Raw genomic sequence first — 12,509 nt, forward strand, 5'->3', positions numbered from 1 at the left:
AACGATGTTGGACAAGCTCTGGATCCTTTTGGTGAAGAATCCAGCACTCAAACAGATTTAGTCACTCTCAGCAAATGTGTCGTGTACTGTGCATAAAAAGTAAAGGGCAGATTTGTTGTCTGCCCTTTTAAATACCAATACTGCCATTGGTGTTGCTGTATTTTAAAAGCCTATTCAAGCCTAAGCAGGTACAGCCAAAGAACTCCAATTGCCTGTTTCCATTTTGGCTGCCGCGATAACTGCTTGCGTTCTGCTCTCTACCCCCAATTTTTGTAGAATAGCTGAAACATGCGCTTTAACAGTTGCCTCGGAAACGGAAAGTTCGTAGGCAATTTGCTTGTTCAACAAGCCTTGCGAGAGCATCATAAGGACTCTGACTTGCTGTGGCGTTAGGCTGGCCAAACGCTGCGCCATTTTGGTGCCTTCGTCCTCTATTGATAAATCAATATCAGGCGGTGTCCAAACATCTCCAGACAAGACATGAGTGATAGCATCAAATATAACATCAACACCAAGTGATTTTGGAATGAAACCTGAAGCTCCAAATTCGATTGCACTTCGAATTGTTGTTGTATCTTCTGTTCCAGATACAACCACCACAGGCACACCAATATATTGCGCTCGCAAATACATGAGACCGGAAAAACCCCGCATTCCCGGCATCGAAAGATCAAGAAGTATTAAATCAACGTCATCATTTTTATCAAGTGCCTGCGTGACATCTTCAAGCGAAGCAGTCTCGATGATGGAAACGTTATCAAACATTTTTTCAATGGCTTGCCGCATTGCCCCCCGAAATAAGGGGTGATCGTCGGCGATAATGAAACGGTGGGCCGCGCTTTGCACGCTATGCTCCTCCTTTGTTGAGCCGTGTTGAGGCTTATAAGCCAGATATAATTACCAGCACCTCTTACATGGCAAGTTCACATCGCTGTTACGATGTTATCCTCCCCAGGATGTATAATGATTTGCTTACATCCCTTTCGTGTTAAACAATAGGCTGATGCAGCACTTTGACGCAAGAGCTTTGTTTTCGATAAAACCTTATTTTCTAACTTTTCTCCAAAGACTTACACAATTTCTTGCTAATTGCTGCGAAAATTTTCAGTTTCCTCTAAGCATTCTCAATAATTGACAAATATCAAAAATTTAAATTCAACGGATTACTCAAAGACACCTAGGCATTCATTAATATTTTACCGACAAATCACAGATTTATTACTAATAAACCTAAGACATAAAGTAAATTCAAATGATAATACGCAAATGCAATTTTGATTATCTTTGATTAAGAGCCCATTGCTACCAAAGAAATATTTCTTCTGTGAGCGGCGTGTCTGTGTTCTAGTAAATAAAGAGCCTGCCAAATACCAAGTGCCATTTTGCCTTTTACAATAGGGATTTGTAGAGAAACATTCGTAAGTGATGTTTTAATGTGAGCCGGCATATCATCTGGCCCTTCTTGATCGTGGAGCCAAGTATTATTCTCTGGTGCCAATCTGTCTAAGGCATTTTTGAGATCCACCATAACATTGGGATCGGTATTTTCTTGAATGGTTAAAGAGCATGATGTGTGACTAACGAATACGGTCAGCAACCCGGTGGTCAAATCTTGCTTTTTTAGCCAGCGCTCCACTTCATCCGTTAAGTTATACGCGCCTTGTCCAGTGGTATTGAAAGAAAAGCTCCAATGGTATTGTCTTAGCATTAGCCCCTCATTTTATTTATAGGTACTCTACGAAACAGTTGCCGACCTGCCAGTCCATCCACTCCAATTTAATATGTTAGGAGTAAATTCTCGTTTTGCTGCCAGTGTGCTAAACTCATGTATTGCCGGAGTACTGGAGTTATGCCTTATTCGCATCAAATCATCGATATCGATAATGCGACTCGACTAGAAACACTCGATTTCAACAGAAGTATTCGTTTGCAAATGCAAGCGCTACCAGACCAGTGGCAATTTGCGCCTAGTATATTGCGAGAAAGGCGGCTGGAAGGCAGCGGAGCCTTTCAAACTCCGCATTACGATAAGAATGCGAAAACACTTAGGATCTCTGGTAATACGCAGGATATGACACTTCGTTATATACAAAACAATAACACGAATACTAACAATAGCGTACTTATATATATACATGGTGGAGGGTTTGTTTTTGGCGCTGCTGACCTGCAAGATGATCAACTTAACCGGCTGAGCGCCAATGCTGGTGTTGATGTCGTGAGCGTTGACTACAGGCTTGCACCAGAACACCCCTACCCTGCTGGTGCGGATGATTGCGAAGCTGCCGTTCTTTGGGTTTTACAGGAGGGGGCAAGTCAATTTGGCTGGAAACGCTTTGCGTTAAGCGGGGACAGTGCCGGTGCAAACCTGGCATTGGTAACAGCTCTCAGACTGCGCAATGACAAGGCCCTATGCCCATTTGTTGCTTTGGTACTCAATTGTGGCTTTTTTGATCTTAACCTAACACCTTCAGCTCGTAATTGGGGCGATGACAAGCTGATAACCTCCTCGCGAGATTTGCGAATGTATGCAAATCATTATTTAGCGTTGGGAGGCGACCCGTATTTACCAGATACTTCGCCGCTTTATGCCAGGCTACATGAATTGCCGCCAACGCTTTTAACTGTGGGAACCGAGGACCCCTTGTTTGATGATAGCGTATTTTTAGCAAGCAGGTTGAAGGCTGCTGGCTCTCCCGTTTCACTTAATATTTATCCCCATGGGTGCCATCATTTCCAAAGTTTTAATCTAAAGCTTGCAAAGCTTAGTCACCAGAGGATAGATACATTCTTAAGAAACCAAATAAACTCGTCCCTCACCGGGCCGCAATAGCGCTTTGCGCCCTGTTTGGCTTGGCTGCAAGAAGGTAGAAAAATGGCACCGCTCGAGACACTCCTTTCGTTTGTAAACACTTGGGAATGTGATGAAAACGACCATCTCAATGTTCAGTACTACTTTGCTAAGTTTGATGAGGCAGATCGCCAGTTTCGGCAAATGACTGGATTCTCCGAGACGCTTGTCGGCTCTCGCCGTGTGCGACATGTGCGCTATCATGCTGAGTTACGTGCGGCAACACTTGTTAAAGTACGCTCTTATGCTGCTTTTGATGGGCCTCATATGTTTAGCGTTGTCCATGAAATGATCGAGGGCTCCACCGGAGAAATTGCTGCAACTGCAATTGACGGTTATACGCCAAATCCAAGTAGAGCTAAAACGCTCCGCGAACGATTTGAGAAGTTTGAAGCCAACTTGAGCGAACAGGCAACGCCTCGCACTATTAGTGCAAGTCCGTTCAGTGGCAAACCAACAATGGAAGAATTGCTTGGTAATGGTGCTGTTGTCACCAGCCGTGCCAGCGTTTTACCACGTCATCTGGATAGTGAATACCGGGCAGAAGATGCTTTCTACCTTTCCTGTATTAGCGATGCCTCTTCGCACGCCTGGGAACGCACCCCCATGACAATGGCCTGGCTCTATGAAAAAGATTATGGCCGTGTGGCGGTTGAGCAAAAGCTGACCACGCTGAGCCCATTAGCACTGGGTGATATGGTTGCAGTGGTGACCAGCTTTACTGGTGTTCAGGGGAATACTTTCAATCTGCGTCATCATATTTTCGAGACTAAAACCAATCGCTTAGTCGCTGTTTGTGACATGGTGGCACTGGCAATGGATCTGGAAAAACGTAGCATCGTGCCTTTGAGTGAAGAAACCAAGCAACAACTACATGCACTACAAAGCATGTAATTGTTGAATAGATGATTGAACATTTGAGGCCGCCCCAGATTATCAAGGGGCGGCCTCATATTAATTGGTTTAAACTTAGGTAAATATCGTTAAGTAGCTTAACTTGAGTTGGGACTATCTATGCAGCCCAATAGTGCGGCCTAGTCTTTCTTCTTCATTTCTGTAAAGCGCATAATCAACCAAATTGGTATAACGACCAACGCCCCTGCCAACAGGTATTCACCAGCCCATCTGATTGCATCAAAGCCTAAATTATAAATCCGTTGCACAAATTCAACTGCATTTTCTAAAAGATCAAAAGGCGTTAAATCAAGACTGCTGAGTATTATGCCAACCACAAACGAAAGCAAAAGCAAGCGAACGATAGCGCTTACCGGGCTTTCTCCTAAAAAACGGCGTAACCTATTATTGTCCATAGTAAATCCTCAAAGTATCCAGACTACTTCATATATAAGCGCTGTAGCACTTGTTTGAAGTGCCGCAAGCTGTTTTTACTTTTTCTTTTAATAATACTGTTCGTGCTCACCCATAAAAAATAATTGGTAATTTTGTAAGGATTACGACGCAAGGCGCAAGGTTTAGCTTTATCTCTTAGAGTTTCTAACGGGCGGATGAAACCATGCGGCTTCTCGTTTATGTTTTAAGTTTTTTAGTTGTTACAGTTTTCGGATACATGGCAGCTTCTTATTTTCTGCCGCAACGAGTAAGCAACCTGTTGCTCACCGGCTTATACTGGGCTTCTGGTGTCGAAAAAAAACAACTACAAACAGCTATTGGTCCGATTAATTATTTGGAAGGGGGCAGCGTAAAAAACTCTGGTGAAACAATTGTATTTGTTCATGGTCTTTTTGCACGCAAAGAAACCTGGTTGCACATGGCTTCTGCGTTTTCCAGCAAGTACCACATTGTTTTGATTGATCTACCGGGCTTTGGTGATAATCCGCTCTTGCCGGATACAGAATATACCTACCAAAATCAGCTTAAAAATCTCACAGTCGTGCTGGATCGCTTGAATGTGGAGCAGGCTCATATTGCTGCCAGTTCCATGGGAGGGCAGCTAGCTGGTATGCTGGCCGTTCAACAGCCGGCGCGCGTCCTCTCGCTTGCATTTATTGGCAGTCCGGCTGGTGTGCCGACACCCCAACCCAGTGACGCCGAAAACTACCTGAAACAAACAGGAAACTGGCCAATTCTTGCTGGCAATCAGGCGCAATATAAAGCTCGTAACGATTTCTTGCTTTATAAGGAGCCGTTTACTCCCGCTGCAATAGAAAATACATGGATGGCACTGGAGCTCAACCGCGCCGATAACCACAAGCGTATTTTAGAGCTTGTTGCCAGCCAGTTCACCGAGGAAAAACCTCTACTTCAAATAGCAGGTGATATTAAACAGCCCGTACATATTCAGTGGTGCCAGCAAGACCGTATATTCCATCCCTCAGGGGCCAAGCTCTTAAACGACGCTCTTCCAAGAAGTCAGCTCATCATGCTGCAAGAATGCGGACACTTGCCAATGCTCGATAAAGCTGAGGATTCCGCTGCAAGCTATATGGGATTTTTGGCAAATCTAAAAAACACAACTCATAAATAGTGCCTGCGAGTAATTTTGCTTCGCAGGCACGATTGATTTACACTCGCAAAACAGCATCACTTATTAAGCTGGTTGAGTGTGGGCTTTCTGTTCTATTTTGAAGTCGTACGTTCCTTCCGCGTTCATATCGACAACGTATGTCAAACGTTCTGCTACGTTGTTTTGCGCATCAAAGGTGAGAATGTGAGAGCGTGTACCATCAAGCTGGTTGGGATCAATATAGTTTGAAGAGCAAATAATAATCTGGTCGCCGGGCTGGCAGGTTCGCGCAGCAGCACCATTCAAAACGCAGCATTTACTGCCAGCTTCCCCAAAAATAACGTAGGTTGAAATACGTGCGCCGGAATTTTTGTTCCAAATATCAACAAACTCAAGCGGTAAAATGCCAACCAGTGCACAATGTTCTGGGTCCAGCGTAATGGAACCATGATAATTCAGGTTCGCATCCGTCACAGTAATGCCATGCAGCTTTGCATCGACTATTTTCTTCAACTTTTATCTCCATAATCCCGAATATAGGTACTGGTACGAATGAACTACTTAAAACTAACGGAAAGCTCAAGGAAAAGCTGAGCTGTAACGGCTACTAATTCGTATGAATAAAACAAAAAACCACGGAACCTCAGTCCCGTGGTCTGCTGTTGATGATTGTAATTCGCGGTGCGTTAAGCGGCTGCTTCTGCCACTCGTTTTACCGGCGGAAAGCGATCGTAAAACCGCTCATTCTTCTGCGCCATCTCCATCAGCAGCTTACACGGCTTGAACCGTTCACCATGCGCTGCCTCAAACTGTTGACACAGCGCAAGGAAAGCCTTGGTGCCCATACCATCAATGTAGGAAAGCGTACCGCCGGTGTAAGGGGCAAAGCCAAATCCGAGGATCGAGCCCACATCCGCTTCACGCACATCGGTTAGGCAGTTTTCTTCAAACACCCGCACGGTCTCCAGTGCCTGCATTACCAATAGTCGCTGCTTTAAGGTCTCAATGTCAAAAGTATCCGCAGCCTTTGGCGTGCCGGTAACCTCCGGAATTCCCGGCCACAAAGACTTTTCACGGCCCTTGTAATCATAGAAGCCCTTGGTGTTCTTGCGGCCAAAGCGTTCGCGGTTCAGTACCATTTCGTCAAGGATATCATCCAGCGCACTGCGTTCATAGGCATCGCCCATATCCTTGCGCGTAGCCGCGGTAATTTTGTAGGCCAAGTCCAGCGCCACTTCATCGGCAAGTGATAATGGCCCCACAGGCATGCCCGCCATTTTGCCGGCATTCTCCACCATGGCAGCTGGTACGCCGTCGCCCAGCATCAAGATGCCCTCTCGTACATAGGTCATAACCACGCGTGAAGTATAAAAACCGCGGCTGTCATTGACCACAATCGGCGTTTTCTTCACCTTCTTGATATAGTCCAATGCCACGGCCAGTGCTTTATCGCCGGTTTTCTCCCCCATAATCACTTCTACCAGCATCATTTTATCAACCGGAGAGAAGAAATGGATACCAATGAAGTTATCCGGCTGCTTGGAGGCCTTTGCAAGCGAGGTAATCGGCAGGCTGGAAGTGTTCGAGGCATAAATCGCGCCCGTCTTCATATGTGCCTCCGCTTGCTCGGTTACCTGACGCTTGATATCGCGGTCTTCAAACACCGCCTCGATCACCAAATCGCATTCACTAAGCGCGGCATAATCAGTGGTGGGCGCAATCAAGGAGAGCAAATTGTCTTTGGCCTCTATTGTGCTTTTGCCGCGCTTGATCGCCTTATCCATCAGAGTTTCGGAATGTGCTTTGCCCTTGTCGGCGGCCTCTTGCTCGCGGTCCAAAAGCACCACCTCAAGCCCCGCCTTGGCCGAAACAAACGCGATGCCCGCGCCCATAAAACCGGCCCCGAGAATGCCGATTTTCTTCAAGGAGCTTTCCGGAATTGCCGCTGGGCGGCGCGCGCCCTTGTTCAGCTCCTGCATGGAGACAAACAGCGAGCGGATCATCGCCGCCGCTTCCTTGCTCATCAGCACATTGGCAAAGTAACGGCTCTCCACTTGCAGGGCCAAATCCATTGGCAGTTGCAAACCCTCAACAACTGCATGTAACAGGCCGCGTGCGCCAGGGTAGTTGTCTTGTGTCTCGCGCCGGTAAATGGCGTTGGCCGCGGGCCAGAACTGGAAGCCAGAGGGCGAATACACCTTGCCAGTGGGGATTTTGAAACCCTTCTTGTCCCATGGCTTCACCGCATCCACACCTTCTGCCAGCAATGCTTTACCTGCAGCAATAAGACCGTCTTTTGTGTGCACACCATCAATCAAGTTCATGCGCTGGGCTTTTTTGGCATCCAGTGTCTGCCCTTGCAGCAGGAACGTCATACCTGCTTGCAAATCGCCCACCATGCGCATCACCCGCTGGGTGCCGCCTCCCCCGGGAAGAATGCCCACCTTGACCTCAGGTAGGCCCAATTTCAAATCATCCGTGGCAATGCGAGCATGGCAAGATAATGATAATTCAGTACCGCCGCCCATACAAACACCGTTAATCGCGGCCACAAACGGTTTTCCGCAGGTCTCCAGACGGCGGAATACTTGGCTCAGATAGCGCGAGCGCTCAAACAGCTCTTGCGTTGCCGCCTCATTGTCTTGCGCCTGTTTGGCATGAAAATCGGCTAAAAGCCTTTCCAGCATGGTCAGGTCCGCGCCACCGGAAAAGCCGGATTTACCGGAGACCAGCACCACGCCCTTAATGGCCTCATTGGCAGTAACGTTAGCCACTACCTTGTCCAGTTCCGCCATCACCTCCATGGTGAAAACATTCATCGAGCGCTTGGGGCTGTCCCAAGTCAGTGTTGCAAAGCCATCGGCATCGGTTGCAAGCGAGAAGTGTGTGTATGTCATTGCTGTGCTCCTTGCCTTAAACGCGCTCGATAATGGTGGCTGTGCCCATGCCAGCACCAATACACAAGGTCACCAGTGCGGTGGATTTATCCTGCCGCTCCAGCTCGTCCAGAACAGTCCCAAGGATCATAGCCCCCGTAGCTCCCAGCGGATGGCCCATGGCAATTGCCCCGCCGTTCACATTCACCGTGGCAGGGTCCAGCTCGAGCGCCTGCATGTAGCGCAGCACCACAGCGGAAAACGCCTCGTTAATTTCAATCAGATCAATATCGCCAAGGCTCATGCCGCTTTTGGCCAACAGCTTGTGGGTCACATCCACCGGCCCGGTCAGCATCAAGGCAGGATCAGAGCCAATATTGGCAAAGGCCTTGATGCGCGCCCGCGGCTTGAGCCCCGCCGCCGTCCCTGCGCTTTCATTGCCAATCAGCACGGCCGCTGCACCATCTACAATACCCGAGGAATTTCCCGCATGGTGCACATGGCAAACCTTTTCCAGCTCGGGGTGTGCGGCAATCCCCACCGCATCAAAACCACCCATCTGCCCCATCATCTCGAAGGAGGGGTTCAGCCCGGCCAATGATTGCATGTCGGTTTCAGGGCGCATGTGCTCGTCGCGTTCAAGTATGCGCAGCCCGTTCATATCCTTCACAGGTATAACGGAGCGGCCAAACCGCCCGTCTTTCCATGCCGCATCGGCCCGCTGCTGGCTCTGTATCGCATAGGCATCCACATCATCGCGGCTAAAGCCGTATTTGCTGGCAATCAGATCAGCCGAAACGCCTTGCGGCATAAAATAGGAAGGCACCGCCACTTGCGGCTCAATCGGCCATGCACCGCCAGAAGCACCAATGCCAACGCGGCTCATGCTCTCCACTCCGCCAGCAATCACCAGATCGTGTTGTCCGGCCATTACCTGCGCCGCACCGGTGTTCACCGCATCAAGGCCGGAGGCGCAAAAGCGGTTGATCTGCATGCCCGGTACCGAGGTGGCATAACCGGCTGCAAAAGTCGCCGCACGGGCGATATTGCCGCCCGCTTCGCCCACAGGGTCCACACAGCCCAGCACCACATCGTCCACAAGACCGGTATCCAGCCCGTTGCGATCACGCACCGCTTCCAGCGCAACAGCTGCAAGGCGCACGCTAGGCACCTCGTGCAGGGAACCGTCTTTTTTGCCACGCCCGCGCGGGGTGCGCACATGGTCGTAAATAAAGGCATCAGCCATCTATTCCTCCAATGATTAGCCAGCATCACTAATATATGAGTATATGATACCAAGGCCAATCGGCTATTACGTCAATTATTGAGGGGAAGCTGTTTAATGACAGTCCCCTCGAAGATCAAAAAGTGATCATAGAGTGAACAAAATAAGAATTAAGTGTTATCGCCGCATGAGGTGCAGCGGTTGCTTTGTTAAAACGCTTCTGCCTCAAGGCTCATCATAGTTTCACACCCGCTGGATATGCGGGCCAGATGGGCACTGGTTTCCGGCATGGTGCGCTCCATGAAGAATTTGCCAAGGGTGAGCTTGTTGTCCAGCCATTCGGCTTTGCCATTGGCACCAGCCTTGATCTGCTCTTTCGCCGTTACCACAATACGGCCCCACATGTAGCCAAGCGCCACCAGCCCCATTAGGTGCATATAGTCGGTCGAGGCAGCCCCGGCATTATCGGGGTTCTTCATGCCGTTTTGCATGAGCCACATGCTGGCGGCCTGCAAATCTTCCAGCCCTTTACGCAGTGGCTTCATGAAGCTGGTAAATTCTTCGCTCTCCTCATGCTCTTTCAAGAATTTATGTACTTCCTTAAAGAACGCCTGTACCGCACGCCCGCCATTGGCCGGTAATTTTCGGCCCACCAAATCCAGTGCCTGAATGCCGTTGGCACCCTCGTAGATCATGGCAATCCGCGCATCGCGCACAAACTGCTCCATGCCCCATTCGGCTATATAGCCATGCCCGCCATACATTTGTTGCGCCATAACGGCGTTATCAAAGCCCTTGTCGGTCAACACCCCTTTGATAACAGGGGTCAGCAGCGCCATAACATCTTCACTGGCTTGTTTTTGCGCCTCATCTTCGGCCACATGCGAAATATCGCCGTGTAATCCGGCCCAAATGGTCAGCGCCCGTGCCGCTTCATTAAACGAGCGAATGCTCATCAAAACCCGTCGCACATCGGGGTGGACAATAATCGGATCGGCGTTTTTTTCAGGCTCTTTAGCGCCAGTCAGTGCACGCCCTTGCAGCCGTTCACGCGCATAGGTTACGGCGTTTTGATAGGCCACCTCCGATTGGGATAGGCCCTGAATACCCACACCCAGCCGCGCTTCGTTCATCATGGTGAACATGGCACGCAAGCCCTTGTGCGCCTCTCCCACCAAAACGCCTTCAGCTCCATCATAATTCATCACGCAGGTAGAGTTGCCGTGAATGCCCATTTTCTCCTCAATTGAGCCACAAGAAACCCCGTTGGCATCGCCCAAATTCCCGTCCGCATCTACCTTGAATTTTGGGACAAGGAACAGCGAAATCCCCTTGGTGCCCTCAGGTGCGCCCTCGATACGTGCAAGTACAAGGTGCACGATATTTTCGGCCATGTCGTGCTCGCCGGCACTAATGAAGATTTTTGTTCCGGAAATTTTAAAGGTGCCATCGCCATTTGGTACGGCTTTGGTGCGCAGCAAGCCCAAATCCGTACCGCAATGTGGCTCGGTCAGGTTCATGGTGCCGGTCCATTCACCACGCGCCATTTTGGGAATGTAAATCTTCTGGCTGGCTTCATCCGCATGCATCATCAGCGCCGCCATTGCCCCCGCAGTGAGGCCGGGATACATGGCGAATGCCATATTGGCCGAGCACATATACTCGTTCAAAATGTTGGTCATCACCTGGGGCAGACCTTGTCCGCCAAGCGCTTCGGGAATGGAAAGACCACCCCAGCCGCCCTCTGAATAGGCTTGGTATACCGCTTTAAACCCTTCAGGTGTGCTCACACGGCCATCCTCATGGCGGGTACACCCTTGTGTATCGCCCACACGGTTTAACGGTTGCACCTGCTCCTCACAAAACTTGGCCCCCTCACGCAAAATCGCTTCCACCAAATCCGGCGTCGCCTCGCCAAAGCGCGGCAGGTTGGAGTACTTTTCATAGCCAAACACGTCGTTTAGCAAAAACAGCGTATCATCTACAGGTGCACTATATACCGGCATACCAACTCCCTTCCAAACAAAGCAGCGCTCCTCAACACCGCTTATCAATGCTTACGTTTACGCAAACGTCAACATCAATATAGGCATTATTCCCCATACTGGCAAGAGCAGCCATTCAACACCATTGTTTCAAAAATGGCTAAATTCTGCGATATTTTTATTAGTTAGTCGAAAGGCTGATTTTTCCTGACCCTAAGGTAGCAGCCAAGCCCACCAAGGAAACCCGAGACATCAAGGGGGGGAGATTGCTCGTTGTTTAGAGGGCATTGCGTTTGGGTGAGCTCAATCAAAACGGCAAGAATTGGCACCTATTCATAGGATAAGCGCATAGAGTGTAAATGAAAATGCACACTCCGCATGTGTCCTTAATTCTCAAATTTATTGCGAAGACAGGAAAGAAAAATAGCTAAAGAGAAAAACCCTTATGACAGCTTACAAGCGCTCAAGTAGGCACGCAAAGCCGCGTGCCAACAAGTTATTACTGTTAAACACCTTAAGAGGCGTCATCTTCGGCTTCTTTTTGTTTTAAAATGCCGGAAACAATATCAACTGTGCGCGAAAGCTCGCCAATGGCTTGGTCGATATCGCCGCGTTGCTTCTTCAAGGTGTTAATTTGGCCTTCAAACTTTGAAAGCGCAACACGGAGCTGCGTTACCTGCCCGTCGCGCAAGTCGTAAAGGTCTAACATCTCGCGAATTTCCGCCAGTGAAAAACCAACGTTCTTGCCCATCAAAACCAGTTTCAACCGTGCCCGGTCGCGCCGCGTGTAAAGGCGGTTTATGCCGTCACGCTTGGGATTTATCAGCCCCTTATCTTCGTAGAAGCGCAATGTGCGTAGCGTTAAGCCAAATTCCTTTGCCAAATCTCCAATGGAGAAATGCATTTTCTTGGTTGTGTCCGTTTCACTTCCCGCAACCTCCACAAGCTCGTCATTTATTTGCAGAGCTTCACTCATCAGACAAAACCTTCTTCCGTGTATTCTCAATTCGCCAGTATTATCTGGCAATCTGGTGGGCTATTTACATTAGACCCATGTTCTAAGCCGTTAATTTGCACTTTGCATTAAGGCAGAACTGTTCATTTATCA

Annotated in this window: 11 protein-coding genes; 3 read left to right on the plus strand and 8 right to left on the minus strand. The window is 48.9% G+C overall.

Annotated elements, in window-relative coordinates; translation table 11 throughout:
- Nucleotides 1-180: 180 nt before the first annotated feature.
- Nucleotides 181-846 (minus strand): response regulator transcription factor, encoded by a 666-nt coding sequence (locus tag AYK67_RS00085; protein WP_068080588.1) that lies wholly within the window; start codon nucleotides 844-846, stop codon nucleotides 181-183.
- A gap of 442 nt (nucleotides 847-1,288) precedes the next feature.
- Nucleotides 1,289-1,708 carry a secondary thiamine-phosphate synthase enzyme YjbQ gene (locus AYK67_RS00090; RefSeq protein WP_068080590.1) on the minus strand — a complete coding sequence of 140 codons (420 nt, stop codon included), beginning with the start codon at nucleotides 1,706-1,708 and terminating at the stop codon, nucleotides 1,289-1,291.
- Between the two features lie 141 nt (nucleotides 1,709-1,849).
- Here AYK67_RS00090 and AYK67_RS00095 point away from each other — a divergent pair, with 141 nt between their 5' ends.
- Together AYK67_RS00095 and AYK67_RS00100 are read left to right on the plus strand one after the other, a co-directional pair.
- Nucleotides 1,850-2,833 (plus strand): alpha/beta hydrolase, encoded by a 984-nt coding sequence (locus AYK67_RS00095; protein WP_068080592.1) that lies wholly within the window; start codon nucleotides 1,850-1,852, stop codon nucleotides 2,831-2,833.
- 42 nt (nucleotides 2,834-2,875) lie between these two features.
- Nucleotides 2,876-3,745: an acyl-CoA thioesterase gene (locus tag AYK67_RS00100; RefSeq protein ID WP_068081237.1), complete on the plus strand. Its 870-nt coding sequence runs from the start codon at nucleotides 2,876-2,878 to the stop codon at nucleotides 3,743-3,745.
- A gap of 140 nt (nucleotides 3,746-3,885) precedes the next feature.
- Here AYK67_RS00100 and AYK67_RS00105 read toward each other — a convergent pair whose 3' ends face one another.
- Nucleotides 3,886-4,161, minus strand: coding sequence for a DUF6460 domain-containing protein (locus tag AYK67_RS00105; RefSeq protein ID WP_068080594.1), 276 nt, complete (start codon nucleotides 4,159-4,161; stop codon nucleotides 3,886-3,888).
- A gap of 203 nt (nucleotides 4,162-4,364) precedes the next feature.
- Here AYK67_RS00105 and AYK67_RS00110 point away from each other — a divergent pair, with 203 nt between their 5' ends.
- A complete protein-coding gene (locus tag AYK67_RS00110; protein ID WP_068080596.1) occupies nucleotides 4,365-5,336 on the plus strand; it encodes an alpha/beta fold hydrolase in 972 nt (323 codons plus the stop codon).
- Between the two features lie 63 nt (nucleotides 5,337-5,399).
- Here the strand turns inward: AYK67_RS00110 and panD are convergent, their stop codons facing one another.
- From panD to AYK67_RS00135, 5 genes are all read right to left on the minus strand, one after another.
- Nucleotides 5,400-5,828, minus strand: coding sequence for an aspartate 1-decarboxylase (gene panD / locus AYK67_RS00115; protein ID WP_068080599.1), 429 nt, complete (start codon nucleotides 5,826-5,828; stop codon nucleotides 5,400-5,402).
- Between the two features lie 173 nt (nucleotides 5,829-6,001).
- Nucleotides 6,002-8,212, minus strand: a complete 2,211-nt coding sequence (locus tag AYK67_RS00120; protein WP_068080602.1) for a 3-hydroxyacyl-CoA dehydrogenase NAD-binding domain-containing protein — start codon at nucleotides 8,210-8,212, stop codon at nucleotides 6,002-6,004.
- Nucleotides 8,213-8,228: 16 nt separating this feature from the next.
- Complete coding sequence (locus AYK67_RS00125) at nucleotides 8,229-9,437, minus strand: acetyl-CoA C-acetyltransferase (RefSeq protein ID WP_068080605.1); 1,209 nt, start codon at nucleotides 9,435-9,437, stop codon at nucleotides 8,229-8,231.
- Nucleotides 9,438-9,625: 188 nt separating this feature from the next.
- Entirely contained in the window at nucleotides 9,626-11,422 is a 1,797-nt protein-coding gene (locus tag AYK67_RS00130; RefSeq protein ID WP_068080608.1) for an acyl-CoA dehydrogenase C-terminal domain-containing protein, read from the minus strand.
- A gap of 493 nt (nucleotides 11,423-11,915) precedes the next feature.
- Nucleotides 11,916-12,377: a MerR family transcriptional regulator gene (locus tag AYK67_RS00135; RefSeq protein ID WP_068080611.1), complete on the minus strand. Its 462-nt coding sequence runs from the start codon at nucleotides 12,375-12,377 to the stop codon at nucleotides 11,916-11,918.
- Nucleotides 12,378-12,509: the final 132 nt, after the last annotated feature.

Origin of the sequence: Polycladidibacter stylochi (genome assembly GCF_001562055.1) — a bacterium.
In the GTDB taxonomy this organism is placed as follows: Bacteria; Pseudomonadota; Alphaproteobacteria; order Rhizobiales; family Stappiaceae; genus Pseudovibrio; species Pseudovibrio stylochi.